This is a genomic window from Arthrobacter sp. 1088 (assembly GCF_031455315.1).
Taxonomy (GTDB): domain Bacteria; phylum Actinomycetota; class Actinomycetes; order Actinomycetales; family Micrococcaceae; genus Arthrobacter.
In genome coordinates, this window is sequence record NZ_JAVDSM010000007.1 from 19,440 (window position 1) to 38,970 (window position 19,531).

20 protein-coding genes and 1 riboswitch are annotated in these 19,531 nt (G+C 63.3%); of the genes, 11 read left to right on the plus strand and 9 right to left on the minus strand.

Annotated elements, in window-relative coordinates; all coding sequences use genetic code 11:
* Positions 1-39: 39 nt before the first annotated feature.
* Positions 40-1,623: an aminopeptidase P family protein gene (locus J2Y41_RS12370; protein ID WP_224088191.1), complete on the minus strand. Its 1,584-nt coding sequence runs from the start codon at positions 1,621-1,623 to the stop codon at positions 40-42.
* Positions 1,624-1,703: 80 nt separating this feature from the next.
* Between J2Y41_RS12370 and J2Y41_RS12375 the strand changes: the two genes are divergently transcribed.
* Both J2Y41_RS12375 and J2Y41_RS12380 read left to right on the plus strand, forming a co-directional pair.
* Positions 1,704-2,552 (plus strand): PHP domain-containing protein, encoded by an 849-nt coding sequence (locus J2Y41_RS12375; RefSeq protein WP_309928693.1) that lies wholly within the window; start codon positions 1,704-1,706, stop codon positions 2,550-2,552.
* A gap of 153 nt (positions 2,553-2,705) precedes the next feature.
* On the plus strand, positions 2,706-3,068 hold the full coding sequence (locus tag J2Y41_RS12380) for a hypothetical protein (RefSeq protein ID WP_224088188.1): 363 nt from the start codon (positions 2,706-2,708) through the stop codon (positions 3,066-3,068).
* A gap of 13 nt (positions 3,069-3,081) precedes the next feature.
* Here J2Y41_RS12380 and J2Y41_RS12385 read toward each other — a convergent pair whose 3' ends face one another.
* From J2Y41_RS12385 to J2Y41_RS12395, 3 genes are all read right to left on the minus strand, one after another.
* Positions 3,082-3,945, minus strand: coding sequence for a site-specific DNA-methyltransferase (locus J2Y41_RS12385; RefSeq protein ID WP_224088186.1), 864 nt, complete (start codon positions 3,943-3,945; stop codon positions 3,082-3,084).
* An 8-nt stretch (positions 3,946-3,953) separates the two neighbouring features.
* Positions 3,954-5,663 (minus strand): DEAD/DEAH box helicase, encoded by a 1,710-nt coding sequence (locus J2Y41_RS12390; protein WP_224088184.1) that lies wholly within the window; start codon positions 5,661-5,663, stop codon positions 3,954-3,956.
* Between the two features lie 286 nt (positions 5,664-5,949).
* Entirely contained in the window at positions 5,950-7,434 is a 1,485-nt protein-coding gene (locus tag J2Y41_RS12395; RefSeq protein WP_224164849.1) for an RNB domain-containing ribonuclease, read from the minus strand.
* Between the two features lie 41 nt (positions 7,435-7,475).
* On the opposite strand from J2Y41_RS12395, the gene J2Y41_RS12400 reads away from it, so the two are divergent.
* On the plus strand, positions 7,476-8,144 hold the full coding sequence (locus J2Y41_RS12400; protein ID WP_224088181.1) for a ferritin-like fold-containing protein: 669 nt from the start codon (positions 7,476-7,478) through the stop codon (positions 8,142-8,144).
* 44 nt (positions 8,145-8,188) lie between these two features.
* Here J2Y41_RS12400 and thiE read toward each other — a convergent pair whose 3' ends face one another.
* Positions 8,189-8,872 (minus strand): thiamine phosphate synthase, encoded by a 684-nt coding sequence (gene thiE / locus J2Y41_RS12405; RefSeq protein ID WP_309928697.1) that lies wholly within the window; start codon positions 8,870-8,872, stop codon positions 8,189-8,191.
* Between the two features lie 27 nt (positions 8,873-8,899).
* Positions 8,900-9,017, plus strand: a riboswitch (TPP riboswitch).
* Between thiE and thiO the strand changes: the two genes are divergently transcribed.
* The 4 genes from thiO to J2Y41_RS12425 all read left to right on the plus strand — a co-directional run bounded on the left by thiO (position 9,010) and on the right by J2Y41_RS12425 (position 11,698).
* Positions 9,010-10,266: a glycine oxidase ThiO gene (gene thiO / locus J2Y41_RS12410; RefSeq protein WP_309928699.1), complete on the plus strand. Its 1,257-nt coding sequence runs from the start codon at positions 9,010-9,012 to the stop codon at positions 10,264-10,266. Its footprint overlaps the riboswitch before it by 8 nt.
* Complete coding sequence (thiS, locus tag J2Y41_RS12415) at positions 10,263-10,499, plus strand: sulfur carrier protein ThiS (protein ID WP_224088178.1); 237 nt, start codon at positions 10,263-10,265, stop codon at positions 10,497-10,499. The genes thiO and thiS overlap by 4 nt, the downstream gene beginning before the upstream one ends.
* A 3-nt stretch (positions 10,500-10,502) precedes the next feature.
* A complete protein-coding gene (locus J2Y41_RS12420; protein ID WP_224164843.1) occupies positions 10,503-11,300 on the plus strand; it encodes a thiazole synthase in 798 nt (265 codons plus the stop codon).
* A gap of 14 nt (positions 11,301-11,314) precedes the next feature.
* Positions 11,315-11,698: a 4a-hydroxytetrahydrobiopterin dehydratase gene (locus tag J2Y41_RS12425; RefSeq protein WP_309928702.1), complete on the plus strand. Its 384-nt coding sequence runs from the start codon at positions 11,315-11,317 to the stop codon at positions 11,696-11,698.
* 65 nt (positions 11,699-11,763) lie between these two features.
* Here J2Y41_RS12425 and J2Y41_RS12430 read toward each other — a convergent pair whose 3' ends face one another.
* The 3 genes from J2Y41_RS12430 to J2Y41_RS12440 are packed head-to-tail and all read right to left on the minus strand — an operon-like array spanning position 11,764 to position 13,111.
* On the minus strand, positions 11,764-12,066 hold the full coding sequence (locus J2Y41_RS12430; RefSeq protein WP_224088176.1) for a hypothetical protein: 303 nt from the start codon (positions 12,064-12,066) through the stop codon (positions 11,764-11,766).
* A gap of 35 nt (positions 12,067-12,101) precedes the next feature.
* Complete coding sequence (locus J2Y41_RS12435) at positions 12,102-12,326, minus strand: DUF3107 domain-containing protein (RefSeq protein WP_224088175.1); 225 nt, start codon at positions 12,324-12,326, stop codon at positions 12,102-12,104.
* 50 nt (positions 12,327-12,376) lie between these two features.
* A complete protein-coding gene (locus J2Y41_RS12440) occupies positions 12,377-13,111 on the minus strand; it encodes a TetR/AcrR family transcriptional regulator (RefSeq protein WP_223946458.1) in 735 nt (244 codons plus the stop codon).
* Between the two features lie 6 nt (positions 13,112-13,117).
* On the opposite strand from J2Y41_RS12440, the gene moeB reads away from it, so the two are divergent.
* The gene (moeB, locus tag J2Y41_RS12445; protein ID WP_224088174.1) at positions 13,118-14,317 is read left to right on the plus strand and encodes a molybdopterin-synthase adenylyltransferase MoeB; all 1,200 of its coding nucleotides are present in this window, start codon (positions 13,118-13,120) and stop codon (positions 14,315-14,317) included.
* Positions 14,318-14,357: 40 nt separating this feature from the next.
* Positions 14,358-15,347, plus strand: coding sequence for an SDR family NAD(P)-dependent oxidoreductase (locus tag J2Y41_RS12450; protein ID WP_309928706.1), 990 nt, complete (start codon positions 14,358-14,360; stop codon positions 15,345-15,347).
* Positions 15,348-15,357: 10 nt separating this feature from the next.
* Here the strand turns inward: J2Y41_RS12450 and J2Y41_RS12455 are convergent, their stop codons facing one another.
* Positions 15,358-16,677: a glutamyl-tRNA reductase gene (locus tag J2Y41_RS12455; protein ID WP_309928708.1), complete on the minus strand. Its 1,320-nt coding sequence runs from the start codon at positions 16,675-16,677 to the stop codon at positions 15,358-15,360.
* A gap of 159 nt (positions 16,678-16,836) precedes the next feature.
* On the opposite strand from J2Y41_RS12455, the gene hemE reads away from it, so the two are divergent.
* Entirely contained in the window at positions 16,837-17,964 is a 1,128-nt protein-coding gene (gene hemE, locus J2Y41_RS12460) for a uroporphyrinogen decarboxylase (RefSeq protein ID WP_309928709.1), read from the plus strand.
* A 5-nt stretch (positions 17,965-17,969) separates the two neighbouring features.
* On the plus strand, positions 17,970-19,463 hold the full coding sequence (hemG, locus tag J2Y41_RS12465; RefSeq protein ID WP_309928710.1) for a protoporphyrinogen oxidase: 1,494 nt from the start codon (positions 17,970-17,972) through the stop codon (positions 19,461-19,463).
* Positions 19,464-19,531: the final 68 nt, after the last annotated feature.

The window sequence follows — 19,531 nt, forward strand, 5'->3', positions numbered from 1 at the left end:
TGTGCTGTTGTCTGCCGGACCGGGTCCCCTGGCTGGAGGCTAGCCCGCAGCTTCCTGGTAGATGCCGGCCATCCAGGACTCGACGTCGTCGGCTTTGCGTGGCAATGCCGCGCTCAGGTTCACGGGGCCATCCGCGGTCATGAGGATGTCGTCCTCGATGCGGACACCGATGCCACGGTATTCGGCGGGAATGGCGAGGTCTTCGTTCTTGAAGTACAGGCCGGGCTCGATCGTGAAGACCATGCCCTCAGTGAGGATTCCATCCAGGTAAAGCTCACGCTTGGCCTGGGCACAGTCGTGGACGTCCAGGCCGAGGTGATGGCTGGTTCCGTGTGGCATCCAGCGGCGGTGCTGCTGGCCTTCGGGGCTGATGGCTTCCTCGACAGAGACAGGCAGCAGACCCCATTCAGCAAGGCGCTCGGCAAGCACCGTGGTGGCTGCAGTGTGGATGTCCCGGAATTTCACGCCGGGCTGTGCGGCGGCAAACCCCGCATCGGCGGCGTCCAGGACAGCTTCGTAGACCTTGCGCTGCACCTCGGTGAACGCGCCGTTTGCCGGCAGGGTCCGCGTGACATCCGCTGTGTACAGCGAATCAGCCTCAACGCCTGCGTCAAGTAGCAGGAGTTCACCAGCGTTGACGGGGCCCGAGTTGCGGGTCCAGTGCAGCACCGTGGCGTTGTTGCCTGAAGCCGCAATGGTGTCGTAGCCGAGTTCGTTGCCTTCCTCGCGGGCACGGGCGAAGAAAGCGCCTTCAACCACGCGTTCGCCGCGCTTGTGCGTCAAAGCACGCGGGAGGGCCCGCACGACGTCGGCGAAGCCTTCCACGGTGGCGGCAACGGCGATCTTCATCTGCTCGATCTCCCACTCGTCCTTGATCAGGCGGAGTTCGGAGAGTGCTTCACTGAGCTTTTCATCCAAAGCATCGAGTTCGCCCAGATCAAGGTTCTCAGGATCCTTGGCCGTGTTGTAACGGGCAGTGTCCACCAAAGCATCGATGTTCTCATCTACCTTGCGGACCAGACGGATGGAGATGCCGCCGATTTCCGGCGCGCCCACGTTCTTCGTGATGGCCAGTTCAAGTTCGGAAATGTGCGCCGTGGGCAGACCCAGGCGGGCTTTGAATTCTGCCAGTGTGGGCCGTGCGCCAATCCAGAATTCACCGGCCCGGGAGTCGGCGTAGAACTGTTCGGTATCGCGGCCAGCCAGGGGACGGAAGTACAGGGTGGCAGTGTGGTGGCCGCCGTCGTCGCCCTTTCCTTCACCGGCCGGTTCCAGGATCAAAACGGCATCCGGCTCGTGGTCCAGGCCCAACCCCGTGAGGTGGGCGAATCCGGAGTGCGGGCGGAAGCGGTAGTCGCAGTCGTTTGAGCGGACCTTGAGCGGACCGGCCGGGATAACGAGCCGTTCACCCTTGAACAGTTCGGAAATTGCGCGACGGCGGCGGGCAGCGTGGTCTGCGACGGCGTCACGAGCGGGGTTCACCTGCGGTGAGGGCGCCCAGTTGCTGGCCATGAATGCCTTGAAGGCATCGGATGTGGGCCGCTGCGAACGGTTGTTGACGCGTTCTTGCAGGGGCTGGGAATCTGTGGATTCCGCGTACGGGGTGTTTTCGGCATCATTCACCGTTACATCGTCCCACCAGTTTCGTGAGGAGGCCAACGGCGCAACACCCCAAGCCGGTCCGCATCCCATAGGCTGGGAAAGTGAGGATAGACCTGCATACGCACTCGAATGTTTCCGACGGAACCGAGACCCCGGCCGGGGTGATCATTTCGGCCGCAGCTGCAGGCCTGGACGTCATTGCGTTGACGGACCACGATTCCACTGATGGCTGGGAGCTTGCTGCTGCCGCCGCTAAGGAACATGGAGTCACTTTTGTTCCGGGAATGGAGATCTCGTGCCGGACGGAGCAGGGAATCAGCGTCCACCTGTTGAGCTACCTGCATGATCCTTCCCACCCCGGGCTTCTTGAAGAGATCACCAAGTCAAAGGACGCCCGGCTTACTCGCGCTGAGCGCATGGTCACCCTGCTGTCCGAGGATTACCCCTTGACGTGGGACGACGTCATCCACCATGTAGCTCCTGGTGCCACAGTAGGGCGCCCGCATATCGCGGACGCCTTGGTCGCTGCCGGCGTGGTCGCGGACCGCTCCGAGGCCTTCACGTCCATCCTTACCTCCCATTCGCGATACTTCGTGCAGCACTACGCACCCGACCCCGCCACCGCCGTCGAACTTGTCCGTGCCGCTGGCGGCGTGCCGGTCTTCGCGCACCCGGTCGCTTCAGCGAGGGGACGGATCGTGGGGGAGCGGACGTACCGGGAAATGATCGACGCCGGACTGCTGGGCCTGGAAGTCGATCACCGCGACAACCCTGAAGAAGGACGTGCCTTTCTTCGCACCATGGCGTCCGAGCATGGGCTGCTCATCACCGGATCATCCGACTACCACGGAGCCGGCAAACCGAATCTGCTGGGAGAGAACCTGACATCCCCGGACGTCCTGGCAAGGATCGAGGAACTGGCAACCGGCAGCACGGTTGTGCGGCAATAAACGAGGACCACCGCTGCCCAGTACCACGGGTTCGGAAAATAGGTTGACGTGCTGCGGGGGAAGAGTAGTCTGGCGCTCGTGGGGGAGGCGGGCTGGGCCGCACCACTGAAGGTCTCATCGCAACCAATGACTCACCCCGTCGATGGAGCAATCATGTTCAAGAAATCCTTGGCTGCAACAGCCCTTGCAGCCGCCTTAATGTTCATCCCTGCCACAGCAAATGCCCTGGACTGCAATAACGTGAGCCGCCCGGCCTACACAGGCACCGAGTGGGTATTTGTGCCGGATATCAGCAGCAACGTCCACTTCAGCGGAAACTGGGGCTATGTGGAAGCCTGGGGCGCCTGGGTGTTCCTTCCTCCAGGCACGGTGCCTGATGTGCCCGGCGGTGAAGGGAATTATCAGAACGGTCAAGGCTTCGCACTGCTGGTCAACGCATTGTGTGATTCCTATGGGGCAGCCCTGGACAATAGGCAGGGCGAGCACGGAATCCAATTGATGCACGGGTGCGGTTGACCAAACGACGCCTCTAGTTGCAGTGGAACGACGCCTTGGCGCCCAGCCGCTTCCGCATGACCTCAATGGCTTGCTCGTTCTGGTCCACGCAGACAAAGTTGCGCCCCAGCTTGGCGGCAACGGCGCCGAGGGTTCCTGATCCGGCAAAGAAGTCCAGGCACCAGTCGCCCTCGCGGCTTGAGGCAGAGACGATCCTGCGCACCAGGCCTTCGGGTTTCTGGGTGGGGTAGCCGGTCTTTTCCCTGCCGGTGGGCGAAACAATGGTGTGCCACCAGACGTCCGTGGGGAGCTTTCCCCGCTCGCGTTTGGCAGGTGTGACCAGGCCGGGGGCCATGTAGGGTTCGCGGTCCACTTCGGCGTTGTCGAAGTGATACTTCGCAGGGTTTTTTACGTACACCAGGATGTTGTCGTGCTTGGTGGGCCATCGGTTTTTGGCCCTGGCGCCGTAGTCGTAGGCCCAGATGATTTCGTTGAGGAAACACTCCCGGCCGAAGATGGCGTCCAACATCACCTTGGCGTAGTGCACCTCGCGGTAGTCCAGGTGCAGGTATAGCGTGCCGTCGTCGGCAAGGAGCCGCCAGGCCTCTACGAGCTTGGGTTCCAGGAAGGACCAGTAGTCGCTGAAGGCGTCATCGTAGCTGTGAAGGGCACCCTTGATGGTGTCGTAGGAGCGGCCCTTGAACCCGACGCGGTCGCCGTCGCCGTCCGCGTTGCGGACCATGCGCGTTTCCTGGCGGCGTTGGACCCGGCCCGTGTTGAAGGGCGGGTCCACGTAAATGAGTGTGAAGGCGCCGTCCGGCAGCGTCGGGAGGAATTCCGCGTTGTCCGCGTGCACCACCAGATTGCCGCCGTCCGGCGCCCAAACAGTTTCAGTCATTGAGGATTTTAGGCCTCGGAGGTACCGGACTGGGCGCCAGCGGTCCCGCCGGAAACCACTTCGCCGTTACGGCGGCGCGTGCGCGTACGGCGCGTGCGGGCCGGCTTCTCGGCATTTTCGCCGGTAGCGGTACGGGTTTCGGAGGAACCGGCAGCAGGGGCCGCATCGGCTTCGGATGTACGACGGCGGCGCGTACGGTTGCGTCCGCCCTCGCCCTTGGATTCCGAGTTGGCTTCGGTGGACTTGGCTGCGTTTCCACGGCCACGGCCGCCGTCCCTGCCGCGGCCGCCATCGCGTCCGCCTTCACGGGATGAACCGCCGGAACGGGAGTTCTTCTTGCCTGTTTCGCCCAGGTCCTCAAGGACCTCGGCATCGACGCCGGCAAGGGTGCGCTTGTTGCGCGGGAGGCGGCCCTTGGTGCCCTCGGGAATGTCGAGGTCACTGTAGAGGTGGGGGGAAGAAGAGTAGGTTTCAACCGGCTCCGGAACGCTGAGCCCCAGTGCTTTGTTGATCAGGCCCCAGCGGGGCATGTCGTCCCAGTCGACGAAGGTGACGGCTGTTCCCTTGTTGCCGGCGCGGCCGGTACGGCCCACGCGGTGCAGGTAGATCTTTTCGTCTTCCACGCACTGGTAGTTGATGACGTGCGTAACGTCATCAACGTCGATGCCCCGGGCGGCAACGTCCGTGGCAACCAGTACATCCACCTTGTTGTTGCGGAACGCGCGGAGAGCCTGCTCGCGCGCGCCCTGGCCGAGGTCGCCGTGGATTGCAGCAGCGGCAAATCCGCGGTCCACCAGTTCCTCCGCGACCTTGGCCGCGGTGCGCTTGGTTTTGGTGAAGATAATGGTGCGTCCACGTCCGCGGGCCTGCAGGATGCGGGCCACTACCTCGGTCTTGTCCATGCTGTGGGCACGGTAGATGAGCTGGCGGATGTCGCGCTTGGTGAGGCCTTCGTCGTTCGGGTCGGCCGCGCGGATGTGGGTGGGCTGCGTCATGTATCGGCGGGCCATCGCGATGACCGGGCCGGGCATTGTGGCGGAGAAGAGCAGGGTCTGGCGAACGGCCGGCGTGCCGGCGATCAGTGTTTCCACGTCCGGCAGGAAGCCGAGGTCCAGCATTTCGTCGGCCTCGTCCAGAATCACCATTTTGACGTTCTTCAGGCTGAGGTGCTTCTGCTTGTAGAGGTCGATCAAACGGCCCGGGGTGCCAACCACTACCTCGACGCCCTTCTGAAGGGCGTCAATCTGCGGCTCATACGCACGGCCACCGTAGATCGTGGCGATGCGTGCGTTGCGCTTGCGGGATGCCGTCTGGAGATCGTTGGCTACCTGGACCGCAAGCTCACGGGTAGGAACGATGACCAGGGCCTGCGGGGCACCGGGGACGGCCAGCTTGGCGTAGCCGGGGTCATCGCGGCCTTCCACGCGCTGCAGTGCCGGAATACCGAAACCGAGGGTCTTGCCTGTACCGGTCTTGGCCTGGCCGATGATGTCGTGGCCGCTAAGGGCTACGGGCAGCGTCATGGCCTGGATGGGGAAGGGATGGGTGATACCGGCATCGGCGAGGGATTCGACGATGTCGGCGCGGACGTTGTAGTCAGCGAACGATTTCTCTTCGATCTCGTGGGGCGTCTCATCAGAGATGATCGTTTCCTCGGGCTCGATGGATTCGGTGCCGGTGGCGTCCGTCAGGACTTCATGGGTGTGCAATTCACTCACAGGGAGTTTCCTTATTCATTTGGGCATTGGCGCTGCATGCTCAACGGGTGGCGGAGCCGTACCGGAGCACGAACCGGCGCGCAAGCTAATCCAGTGGAAGCCGATCGCGGGCTATCTAAGTACTGGCACTGGTGACCAGCGGGCACATCTCAAGATCGCGTAGGGGCGGGCTTGTTGAGTTCAAAAATTAACTGAATCAACGACCGGGCATCCATTACTACAGGGTCAGTCTATCCTCTGGGAGCGCTAAAGCCCGGATCGGCGGCAGTTCGGGTCCTGCGGGGACTTAGGGGAGCAGCGTAAAGCGGATCTCGCGGCTGGCGATATCGGCCTTCAGGAGTTGCACCCGGACCTTGGTGCCTGATTCCATTTCGCCGTCACATCGGGCTGTCACCGCGGGTTCGGCTATCTGGATGATGCCGAACGGCCCATTGCCGTTTCCGTTTGCCCTTCCATTGCCATTGATCGTGCCATTGGACGGCTTGGAACCGGAGATGACGACCGCGTCGAACTCCTCGCCGATGTGGTTGGCCACGAGTGCAGCTTCCACTGTGTCCATGGCCAGACGCTCAAGCCGGCCGGCCAGTTGGTCGGATGAGGCCATGATCTCAGGCAGGGATGGAAGTGCTTCCCGCGCCCAGGCGGGGATCTGGTGGCCGTTGCTGAGGGCCTCGCAGATCACCAGGACAAAGCGGTCGATGAGGCGACGCAAAGGGGCAGTGGTGTGGGCATAGGGTGCGCCGATGGCTGACTGGATGATGTTGGGGGGAAGTTCGCCATCGAAAGGCGTGTATCCAGCGCCGCGGAAGAGTGTGCCTGCCGAGTGCAGGATCGCAAGTTGTTTGGGATCCGAAGCGTCAAGTGTCCGAAGGTACTCACCGTAGGTGATCTCGCCGTCCCAGGGTTTCCCGAGGGCCTTTGTCTGGCGTTTGAAATGGAGCAGTGACCGCTCATCCGGTGCCGGCATGGTGCGCAGGATGCCCACTTTTCCGTCAAGCATCAGTTGGGCGGCCGCCATCCCGGTCATGAGGGATATCTGCGCATTCCAGTCCTCCACAGGCAAGGACGGCGCGGCCACAATCCTGTAGCCTCCGCCACCTGTCGCCTGGACGATTTCCTGCTCCGGCATGTTCAGGTTGGCGCCACCGCGGAGTCGTTCCAGCTCCACCCGCTTCAGGCCAACCTCTTTGAGGAGCTCAAGGACCTCCGGGGCTGTGCCGGCATCGATCTGCTCCTGGGCACCTTTGTAACTGAGCTTCGTGCGGCTACGGACAGTGCCACGGGCCACGGACGTGGCGGTTACCTCCGCATTGCGGTCCAGTTCGAAGTCCCACACGAAGGCGCTGCAGTCCTGACCGGCCAGCAGGCTGCCGGCGTTTTCGCTGATGACCTCCGGGTGCAGCGGGATCCTCCCGTCAGGAGCGTAAAACGTTTGTCCCCGTTGCCGGGTTTCGGCATCGAGCGCCCCGCCGGGAGCAACGAAGGATGGCACGTCCGCGATTGCGTAGAGGACTTTGTAACCGTCGCCGGCACGTTCAATGAACACTGCTTGGTCCAGGTCGGTGGACGTGGCGGGATCAATGGTCACAAAGGGAATGTCCCTGAGGTCGCGGTCCGGCAGCGTATGGTTTTCCACCGCTTTGCGGGCTTCCGCCACGGCTTCGGCCGGATACTCGCCCGGGAGCTCCAGTTCGGTCCGGAGGGCTGCAAATGCCGCCGCGAGCTGGTCCGACGAGTCGTCGACGTTGGGCGAAATCCGATGATGTGACACGAAAATCAGGTTAGCCCGAAATCGCTGGATAGTCTTGGACCATGAGCACTTCCTTGGACGATAATGCTCGCATCCAGCGACTCTCTTCGGAGCTGCTGGGGGCCATGGCGTACGGCGAGCTCTCCGCGTTTGGCCGGCTGTCTTTCGACTCGCGGTACGCTCCCAACCTCCATGACAGGGCAGTGCTGGCAAAGATCGCCGTCGGCGCTTACGGAAACTTCGCCTTGATCAGCAGCCGGCTCTCGGAGATGGGACTCGATGCCGAAGAAGCCATGCTTCCGTTCCAGCGCTCGTTTGACCACTTCCACGAGCGAACAAAGCCAGCGGACTGGTTTGAATCCGTCATGAAGGCCTATGTGATCGACACCGTGTCATCGGACTTCTACCGCATGGTCGCGTCGTTCCTTGACGGCGGGACGCAACTCTTTGTCCAGAAGGTGGCCTCCGCCGACCAAGCCACGGAAGTTTTACGCATCCTCCTGCGCAGGGCCCTGGCTGACGACCCCCGCCTGGCGTCGCGCCTGGCTTTGTGGGGCCGCCGCCTGGTCGGTGAAGCCCTGACGCAAGCACAACGCGTAGGCATGGAACATCCCCAGCTGGGACCGCTGCTCAAGGGCGGCGGGGACGCGCGCAATGCAGTCAAGGCCCTCACCGCTGAGCTGGCGGAGCGGCATGGGCGACGCATGTCCGGGCTGGGGCTCACGGCTTAGGACACTTTCGAATATCCTCCGCAGCAGCCAGGGCGCCGGGGTGGTTATCCGGCGTCGAGCGCTTCCAGCAAAGTCTTGGCCGCCGCCGTCGGGTCCTCCGCCTCAGTGATGGCACGTACCACCACGATCCGGCTGGCTCCGGCCGCAACCACCTGTTCAACATTGGTGAGGTCTATGCCGCCGATGGCGAACCAGGGGAGGAGGACGCCGCCTACGGTCTCCTCATCCGCGCGCTTTACGGCTTCCGCGGCATATGTGACCAGGTCCAGCCCAACTGCTTCACGGCCTGGCTTTGTCGGTGTTGCCCACACCGGGCCAACACAGAAATAATCCAGTCCGCTCCTGCCGGGGGAGGCAGCTATCGCGGCGTCAACCTGGTCCAGTGTATGGGTGGACAGGCCGATGACCGTGCGGTCGTGGAGGAGGTGCCGTGCAGCGCGTAACGGGATGTCTTTTTGGCCGATATGGAACACCGGAGCCCCGGAAATACTGGCAACATCGGCGCGGTCGTTGACGGCCCACAGCCTTCCGTGCCGTTGGGCAACGTTGTGCAGGACCTCCAGGACCTCAAGCTCCTCGGCGGCCTCGAGCGTCTTGTCGCGAAGCTGGATGATGTCGACGCCGCCCTCAAACGCGGCGTCGACGAAGTCTTCGAAATCGCCCTGGCGTTTGCGGGCATCAGTGCACAAGTAAAGGCGGGCAGTGGTGTGGACATCATGCTGGGTCATGGAAACCAGAGTAGTTCCTCTAAACTGGGCACGTACTGCGGGAGCCGTGACAGCGTCATATGACCGTCCGGCTGAGAGGGCTTCAGCGCCGACCGCTTGACCTGATCCGGCTAATACCGGCGTAGGGAAGGAAACATATGGCAGAATCCCGCCAAAACCCCTTGCAGGCAGACGTTGCGGTCATTGGTGGCGGCGTCATCGGCCTTGGCATCGCCCACGAAGTCCGCCGTCAGGGCCGCTCTGTGGTCCTCATTGATCCCACCCCCGCAGTGGGTGCGACGTTCGCTGCCGCCGGAATGCTGGCTCCAGTCAGTGAACTCCACTACCAGGAGGAAGACCTCCTGGAACTCATGTTGGAATCCTCCCAACTGTGGCCGGCTTTCGTCCGGAGCGTCCACGGCAGCGAATCAGCCGCCGGATACCGCACGACGTCGACCATCGCCGTTGGTGCCGACGCCGCCGACCGCCGTGCGCTGGCAGACCTCCGCACAGTCCAGCAGGCCGCGGGGCTGCGCGTGGAGCCACTGTCTTTGCGTGAAGCGCGCGAGCGCGAGCCTTTGCTCAGCCCCGGGATTTCCTGTGCCTTCGACATACCGGCCGATCACCAAGTGGATCCGCGGCGCCTTGCACGATGCCTCCTGGACGGGTTATCAGCCCACGGACCAAGTGACGCAACCTGGGTTTCCGGAGCGGAGGACGGTTTCGCCCTGCCGTTCCAAGCGTCCCGTTTGCTCTGGGACGGGGAACGCGTCTGCGGGGTCCAGCTCGATTCGGGCGCCGGGCGCGTTGTTTGGGCCTCAGAGACTGTGCTCGCCTGCGGGCTGGATGCAGCCAGGATCGGCGGTCTCCCCGAGGGTCTCAACCTGCCCCTGCGGCCCGTTTACGGCGACATTCTCAGGCTGCGCGTTCCCCAACACCTCCAGCCGCTGCTCACATCCACCATCCGGGGCATGGTCCGCGGGGTGCCGGTCTACATCGTCCCCCGCGACGACGGAACGGTGGTGATTGGAGCCACCCAGCGGGAGGACGGGTTGTCTGCGTCCAGCAACGCAGTGTCCGCCGGGGGCGTCTATCAACTCCTGCGTGACGCCCAAGTGTTGGTTCCTGCCGTGGCGGAGCTGGAACTGTTGGAAGCGACAGCCCGTGCACGGCCAGGCACACCGGACAACGCACCCCTACTTGGACGAGTTACCGGGCCCGGGGGCACCATCGACGGTCTCGTGATCGCCACCGGGTTCTTCCGCCACGGCGTTCTCTTGACGCCTGTGGCCGCCAAAATCGTAGGCGGACTGATCAGCGGCCCAGCCGACCCCCGATGGTCCATTTTCCGGCCTGATCGATTTACGGCAACTCAGGATCACCTCCTCCAACCAGCAATCAAGGACACACCATGAACATCAAACTCAACGGCTCCGAACACGCCGTGGCGGACGACGCGTCCGTGAGCACACTCGTCAGTGCCATCACAGGCCGCGCGCTGGACCACCGGGGACAGGCAGCCGACGGCGGCAAGCTGGGTGTCGCCGTCGCACGTAATTCCGAGGTTGTGCCGCGCAGCCAATGGGCAGCGACTGCGCTCGCCGATGGAGACGAACTCGAACTCGTAACCGCAGTCCAGGGAGGCTGAAAAATGACCGCAGCAAAAACTGACGTGAGCACTGACGCTTTGGTGATCGACGGCGTCGAATTCGGCTCCCGCCTGATCATGGGTACCGGTGGTGCGCCGAGCCTGGACGGGTTGGGAGCAGCCCTCCTGGCTTCAGGAACGGAATTGACCACTGTTGCGATGCGCCGATACTCACCGGCCGAGACAGGTTCATTGTTCCAGCTCCTGGTGGACCACAACATCCGCGTCCTGCCGAACACGGCTGGCTGTTTTACTGCCAAGGACGCCGTGATGACCGCGGAGCTCGCCCGGGAGGCCCTGGAGACGGACTGGGTGAAATTGGAAGTCATTGCCGATGAACACACGCTTCTTCCGGACGCGGTGGAACTCGTTGAGGCCACGGAACAGCTGGTGAACCGCGGCTTCAAGGTTTTCGCTTACACCAATGACGATCCCGTTCTGGCGCTGCGCCTGGAAAACCTGGGCGCCACAGCTGTCATGCCCCTCGGTTCGCCTATTGGAACGGGGCTGGGCATCCTGAACCCGCACAACATCGAACTGATCGTGTCCCGGGCCTCCGTACCGGTAGTGCTCGACGCCGGCATCGGGACCGCCTCCGATGCCGCGCTTGCGATGGAGCTGGGCTGCGATGCTGTCCTGCTGGCAACAGCCGTGACCCGTGCGCAGAATCCGGTGCAGATGGGCGAAGCCTTCAAACACGCGGTGATCGCCGGTAGGCTGGCCAAGCAGGCTGGCCGTATTCCGCGCCGGGAGCACGCCCTCGCGTCGTCGGCCATGGAAGGCCGGGCAGAGTTCCTCTGAATGAAGGAGCCGTGGTGGCTGACAGGAAAGAGCAATTGACCCAGGTCGCCATGGAGGCCGCCCTCAAGGACCTCCCGGACTGGAGGCTCCAGGACGGCCTCGTGACGGTGTTCAAAACCTCGACGGCGGCCGACGCCTTGGCGCTTATCGCCGCCATTGGCCGGATCGCCGAGGAACAGAACCACCATCCGGATCTTGACTGGCGTTACAACAAGGTGTTCCTGCGGTACGTTTCCCATGACGCCGGGGGCCAGGTGACCCAGCGCGACATCGCCGCTGCGGCTGCCGTGAGCGAGGCGGCAGCGGCATCCGGTGCCTTGGCGCAGCCGGATCGCTACCCAGCAGCCGGATCGCTACCCAGCAGCCGGATCGCTACCCAGGGGCTTGAACGGGATTGAACGTTAAACTTCGCTGGCCATCACCCACGGGTGATGGCCAGCGACGTTTATTGAGTGAACAGTGCCTAGAGCCTCAGGGCTTTGGTGAGGGCGGCGGTGTCATGCTGGGTGCGTTTGCGGCCCAGAAAGACCACAACGGCAATCGCGATGACCGTCCCCAACACGATGGGGAGGACCCAGGGGATCCAGGTCAGGCCGGGCTGGTAACCAAAGCCTGCCATGATGAAAGCTATCCAGCTGAGCACGCCGACGGTTGCCGAAACGCCCGCCGGCAATGCGATCCCGTACTTGCCGTGTCGCTTGTCATTTGCCCACACGATGAATCCTGTAGCGATCGTGGCAAGAACCACCACAACGAGTGAAAGCATGGAGACTCCTTAGCGGCAGCTGTAACCGGGAACCGCTAGAGTGCGCCGAAACCGACGCGGCGCACTTCCTCGGCACCAATTTCAACGTAGCCCAGCACATTGCCGGGAACGATGATCTGGCGGCCCTTCTCATCCGTGAGCCGCAGATCCGATCCCTTGGAGATGGCCTCTCCGACAATCTTGGCGACAGCATCAGCATCGAGTGCGGATTCGAGCACAATTTCACGGCCAACATTCTGAATGCCGATCTTTACTTCCACAGCAAGGCCTCCAAGCCAATCAAGTTTTAAGTCAGTCCTCTATTTGTAGCCTAGGACTCTTTGGGGAATCGACTGATTCCGCGCCAAGCTAAACGATAGATCAGATCACTGGCTACATCGAGGTCGAGATTTCCATCGGTTTCGAGCCAGTAGCGGGCGCTGACCTGCGCCATTCCTGCCAGTCCGCGGCCAAGGAGCTGCGCCTCCAGAGGGGGCAACTTGGTGTCCTCGGCGATGACGTGGGCCACGGCGTCGGCGAACGTTTTGTTGAACGTTTCCAAGCGCGAGCTGACATCGGGGTCATTGATGAGGTCAGACTCGAAAACCAGGCGGTGGGCTTGGTCGTCGTCGGCGATGAACCTGTAGTAGGCCCGCATGACTGCCTTCACGCGCTCTTTGTTATCCGTGGTGGAGTTCAGGGCATTGAGCATCAAATCGGTCAGGGCGGCCAGGTGGCTGTCCAGCAGTGCCATGTACAGCTCGCGCTTGGAAGGGAAGTGCTGATACAGGACCGGCTTGCTCACATGTGCTGTCTCGGCAATTTCGTCCATGGCCGCACCGTGGAAGCCGTTGGATACGAAAACTTCCAAGGCGGCGTTCAGCAACTGCGCGCGGCGCTCGTCCCGGGGCAACCTTGCTGAACGCGTCGAACCAGTCCGTTCTTGCTTCGCTGGTGCTCCATCGTTTGCCCGTGTGCCGTCAGCCACAGTCTGCCGCCTTTCCTTTGCAGTTATGACCACTGTACCGGTGGGTAATATGACCGGGCGGCATCGGCAGGCATACATTGGGGTATGGCCTCAATTCTTGCTGCCCGCCCCGCGCCCGCCGTCCTGCCGCCCCTCGTTGAACCGGCCGCCGAACTAACGTCGGCCGAGGTGGAACGGTACTCCCGGCATCTCATCATTCCGGAAATCGGCGCTCTGGGCCAACGCAGGCTTAAGAATGCGAAAGTTCTTGTCATAGGTGCCGGCGGGCTGGGATCTCCGGCATTGCTGTACCTCGCCGCGGCGGGCGTTGGAACCCTGGGAATCGTCGACGATGACGACGTAGACCTCAGCAATTTGCAGCGGCAGGTCATCCACGGCGTCAGCGATGTGGGCACGCCCAAAATCGAATCTGCGCGGAAGGCCATTGCGGAGCTGAACCCTTTGGTGGATGTTGTCCTCCACAACGTCCGCCTTGACTCCTCGAATGCCCTGGAGCTGTTCGCGGATTACGATCTCATCCTGGACGGTGCGGACAACTTTGCCACCCGTTACCTGGTCAACGACGCCGCCGCGATTCTCGGCAAGCCGTACGTCTGGGGCTCCATCTTCCGCTTCGACGGGCAAGTCAGCGTCTTCTGGGCCGAGCACGGCCCCACCTATCGCGACCTCTACCCTGAAGCCCCGCCTGCCGGCTCAGTGCCTTCATGCGGTGAGGGCGGAGTCTTCGGTATGTTGTGTGCTGCCGTTGGATCCCTCATGGTGACTGAGGCAGTCAAGCTGATTACCGGCGTCGGCCGTTCCTTGCTTGGCCGGGTTGCGCTGTTCGATGCGCTTGGTGGCAGCTGGCGCGAAATCAAGGTCTCCAAGGATCCTGAGGCGGAGCCCATCACTGAACTCGTGGATTATGAGGCATTCTGTGGGGTGACTCCGGCTGCGGCCACTGACCAGGAGCACACGGTCACTGCCAAGGACCTCGCGCGGATGTTGGCCGAGCGGGAGGCGGGTGAACGCGACTTTGAGCTGGTGGATGTCCGCGAGTCCGGCGAGCACAGCATCGTGAACATCGATGGATCGGTCCTTATCCCGCAGGGCAGGATTCTTTCAGGCGAGGCCTGGGTCGACTTGCCGCAGGACAAGGACATCGTGTTCCACTGCAAGGCCGGGACGCGCTCTGCTGCGGTCCTGGAGGCCGCGCAGAAGGCAGGCTACAAGCGCGTCAGCCATCTCGACGGCGGTATCCTCGCCTGGGTCCGCGACGTCGAGCCCGAAAAGCCTGTCTACTAGTCGTTGCCTGCATCGGTCCTGATCTGTGCAAAGCTCAAGCATGAGCGAAGAATCCACAGCAACGCCCCAACGCCCCATCGGCTCCGGTTTTGGGCACGGCTCAACCGCCATGGAAGTGGTAGAAGGCCTTGACCTGACGGGTAAGACGGCAATTGTCACCGGTGGTTACTCCGGGCTTGGACTGGAGACAGTGCGGGCTTTGGCCTCGGCCGGGGCGGCGGTTACCGTTCCGGCGCGCAGGCTCGAACACGCACGGAAGGTGCTGGCAGAGGCAGGTTTGGCGGACACCGTGGAAGCGGACGCCCTGGACCTCGCCGACTTGGCGGCCGTCAAGGCGTTCTCAGCTCGCTACCTGGACCAGCACGACACCCTGGACATCCTGATCAACAACGCGGCGATCATGGCAAGCCCGGAGCATCGCGTTGGGCCGGGCTGGGAGGCGCAGTTCGCCACGAACCACTTGGGGCATTACACGCTGGTCAACCTGTTGTGGCCTGCACTGGCCGCCTCCGGTAACGCGAGGGTTGTGTCCCTTTCCTCCACCGGCCACAAGCTCTCACCCATCCGCTTTGACGACATCAATTTCACGTCCGGCTATGACAAATGGCGCGCCTATGGGCAGGCCAAAACCGCGAATTCGCTCTTCGCCGTGGAGCTGGACCGCCTGGGCCGGGAATCGGGCGTCCGTGCTTTCGCGGTCCACCCCGGCGGAATCATGACCGAACTTCAACGCCACCTGCCTCAGGAAGAAATGGTGGCTGCGGGATGGATGGACGCGGAAGGAAACCTCCGTGAGGGTTTCAAGACGCCGGAGCAAGGCGCCGCGACGTCTGTCTGGGCTGCAACGTCTCCGGCTTTGGCCGGTATGGGTGGTGTCTACTGCGAGGATTGTGACATTGCCGAACCCACGGACAAGGATTCGCCCCTGGCAAGGTACAGGGGAGTCGATGCGCACGCGATTGACAGGGCAGATGCGCGGAAGTTGTGGGAACTATCGGCCGAGCTGACGGGCGTGAACGCCTTCAGCTGATTCCGGTTGGCTAGGCGCTTTCGGAGCGGAGTTGCTCGTGGTCCACGGGGCATTCTGCAGCAGCAGGAGCCTGGGGCTGCTCCACCTGGATGCCGTACAAGGCTTCCAGTGCGGCCACGTAGTCGTCCTGCTGCCCGTTGGCTGCAAGTTCGCGGGCGCGCACCGTTGGAATGTGGAGGAGTTGCTTGACCATCCGGCGGAGCGCAAATTCCACCTCTTCGGCGGCAGCGGTGCATCCGTGGCGGGCGCGGACTTTTTCCATCTCCGCATCCAGTACGTTCATGGTGTGGCGGCGCAGGGCTACGATCGCGGAGTCGACGGAGCGGGATTCGCGTTCCGCTTCGAATGCGGACGCAGCCCCATTGACGATCTCGCTGGCATGGGACAGGGATTCTGCCTGTTCCTGGGGTGCAGCGAGACGTACGGATTCAAGCGTGAGGAGCTCGACGCCGTCGAGCTCGCCTACTGCGGGGTCGAAGTCGTGGGTTAGCGCAAGATCGATCGCGATTAGTGGCTTACCTGAATTTGCCCTGACCCGCGCAAGATCATCGGCTTCAACGCGCGTGTCCGAACCGCTGCACCCGATCATGACGTCGGCTGCGGCAACCGCCGCCGGAAGGCTGTCGGTGTCGAGTGCTGTCCCACCCCGGGTAGCGACGAAACCCTCGGCGCGGCCGGAGGAGGAGTAGACGGAAACATCGGTGCATCCGCGTTCGCGGAGCAGGGACATGGTGGCCCCGGCATAGGCGCCCGTTCCGAAGACAACTACCTTCTTGGCAGACCAATCGTCACTGTCAGAGAGGTCCGTTGCCAGATCCAGGGCTACAGAGACGATGGAAAGGCCGCGGGAGCCGAGGGCCGTCTGGGCGCCAACGTCTTTTGCGGTCTTGGATGCAGCCTGGAACAGGCGGACGAGTCCGGAACTTGCAGTGCCTTCCTGCTGCGCGGTGATCAGGGCCCGGCGGACCTGGCCCGCTATTTCGCGTTCGCCCACCACCGCAGAGTCCAGGCCGGCGCTTACAGCGAAGAGGTGCCGGGTGACGTCAGGTCCCGTGTGCGTGCTGAAAGAGCGGGACACGAGTTGTTCGTTGAGGCCGCTCAATTCGCTGATCTGCGAGACAAGGGCCGATCGGGCAGCTTCGAGGCCTGCTCCGTTGGCTGTTTCGCCGTAGATCTCATAGCGGTTGCAGGTTGCCAGGACGACGGCGCCGGAGACCAGCGGGGATCCGGAGAGGGCCGAAGAGGCAAGCTCAGAGGAACCGTTGCTCAGCTGAGCAACGGTTTCGAGATCGATGTCGGCGTGTGTAGCCACCAATGAGAAAAGAACCACAGCACCCCAATCATAGCTTTTTCGCAGGCCGGTAGAACAATGCGGCGCAGTGGGAATTCACACGCGGTTACGTGATCCCCGCCACGCCACCGGTTGGAGGGGTGGGACGTGACAGCCTGTCGTTATCTTTTGGCCGGGATTTTCGGCACAATCAAAGGCATGACTTCTAGCGCGGCAGCATCCAAAAGTACGGCCACCAACGCCACTGCAGGCGAACCTGCCGGCAAACTTGGCGCGGATCACCCGTTGATGGACGGCCGTACGTCGGACTCCCCGCTCATCACCGCCTACCGGGGCGGCAAGCCCTCGCGCAGGCCGGTGTGGTTCATGCGCCAGGCCGGCCGGTCCCTGCCGGAATACCTGAAGGTCCGCGAGGGCGTTGCCATGCTGGACTCGTGCCTGCGTCCCGAGCTGGCCGCGGAGATCACCCTGCAGCCGGTTCGCCGCCATGATGTGGATGCAGCCATCTTCTTCTCCGACATCGTTATCCCGCTGAAGCTCGCAGGCGTTGGCGTGGACATCGTTCCGGGCGTGGGTCCGGTCCTGGACAAGCCGGTCCGGACGGCCGCCGATGTCGCTGCCCTCCCCAAGCTGACCTGGGAAGCACTTGAGCCCATCCGCGAAGCCGTCCGCCTGACGGTTGCGGAACTGGGCAAGACTCCACTCATCGGGTTCGCCGGTGCGCCGTTCACGCTCGCCGCGTACATGGTCGAGGGGAAGCCTTCGCGGGACCACCTCGGCCCCCGGACCATGATGCACGCGGACCCCGAAACCTGGACCGCCCTCGCCAACTGGGCAGCGGATGCTTCCGGAATGTTCCTTCAGGCACAGCTTGAGGCCGGGGCGTCAGCCGGACAGCTCTTTGACTCCTGGGCCGGTTCCTTGGGCCTGGCTGATTACACCAAGTACGTCGCTCCTGCGTCAGCGCGGGCGCTGGACCATGTGCGCGGGCTGGGTGCTCCGCTGGTGCATTTCGGTACCGGCACGTCGGAGCTCCTTGTCGCCATGCGCGACGTCGGCGTGGACGTTGTTGGGGTGGACTACAGGCTGCCACTGGATGAGGCCAACCGCCGCCTGGGTGGCACGGTGCCGCTCCAGGGCAACATCGATCCCGCCCTCCTCCCGGCTCCGTGGGAGGTCCTGGAGGCCCATGTCCGCGACGTCATAGCCGCGGGCTCGCACGCTCCAGGCCACGTCCTGAACCTGGGCCACGGCGTGCCCCCGGAGACGGACCCGGCTGTCCTGACGCGGGTTGTGGAGCTCATCCACTCGATCCCGGCAGAGTAGGACGCATGCGCGGGGGACACGTCCATGGCAAGGCGAAGGAAGCAGCCACAACGCAACCATCGCCTGGGCCTACCGCTGTTGTGATCGGTGGCGGCATTTCCGGCCTTCTGGCTGCGAGGGAACTGGCCATGGCGGGTACCTCGGTGACGATCCTTGAGGCGGGCGAAGCCTGGGGTGGTTGCGTCGGAAGGCACGTGGTGGCCGGCCTGTCATTGGACAGCGGGGCCGAGTCCTTTGCTACGCGGTCCACGGCCGTGGCCGATCTGGCGCGCGAACTCGGGCTGGAGGGCCAGATCGTTTCCCCGCACCCTGGCGGCGCCTGGGTGCAGCTACCGAATGGACCGCAAGAGCTGCCCAAGACTGGAATTCTTGGTATCCCGGCCAATCCTTGGGACCCCGAGGTCATGCGATCGCTTGGGCTCTCCGGCGCCCTGCGTGCATCCCTGGACCGCTGGCTGCCCGCTTCGATTGGCACAACATCCGAGGTCACAAGCGTGTCCTCACTGGTCCGCGCCCGCATGGGGAAGAAGGTCCTGGAACGGCTGGTTGCTCCTGTGGTGGGCGGTGTGCACTCCGCCGATCCCGGGCTCTTGGACGTCGATATGGTGGCTCCGGGCCTCCGCTCCGGCCTGAAGAAACACGGGTCCCTGGCTGCGGCTGTTGCTGCCCAGCGCAAGGCAGCCCCCGGTCCTGGTTCCGGGTCCGCCAAGGCGGGTTCCGCCGTCGCGGGTTTGAAGGGCGGCATGAACACACTGGTCACGGCGCTGGTTAACGACCTGCGCCGCCGGGGCGTGGACATGCTGAGTGGAAAGAGCGCTGACACCGTTTCTAAAACCGCCACGGGGTGGCGGGTCGCCGCCGGAGAAACCACGTACGACGCCGGCCGGCTGGTAGTAGCGCTGGACGGTCCCGCTGCCGTGGGGCTCCTGGAAAGGGCTTTACCGGAACTGTCCGGCCTGCGCCCCGCGCCCGGACCCTTGGTGAGCTTGGTGACACTGGTTGTTGATCTTCCCGAACTGGATGGACGGCCCCGCGGCACCGGAATCCTGGTGGCCCCCCAGACCCCGGGCATCCGGGCGAAGGCACTGACGCACGCCACTGCCAAATGGGATTGGCTGGCAGAGGAGGCCGGACCGGGAACGCACGTCCTGCGCCTTTCCTATGGCCGCCGTGAGGACGCCGATGGGGGAGTGCCGGATGTTGTCATGGACGATGAAGAGTTGCTGGCCGCAGCACTTGATGATGCTTCCGCGTTGTTGACTGTGCCCGTTACGCGCGCAGACATTGTTGATTGGGATGTGGTGCGCTGGGCAGGCGCCCTGCCGTTTGCCGCCGTCGGTCATAAACAGCGCGTAGCCCGGGTGCGGGAACTGTGCGCCGCAGCCGATGGCCTAATGGTCGTTGGTGGCTGGTTGGCAGGTAATGGCCTTGCCGCCGTGGTGGCGGATACCCGCTCGCAGCTCGCCCAGGGCATCGGCGATATTCGCCCCATTTCGTGATTTATGTCACTTCTACGCCTTGTAGAAGTGATCCGTTTCGACTTAGTGGCTGGCACGGGGCAAACTTG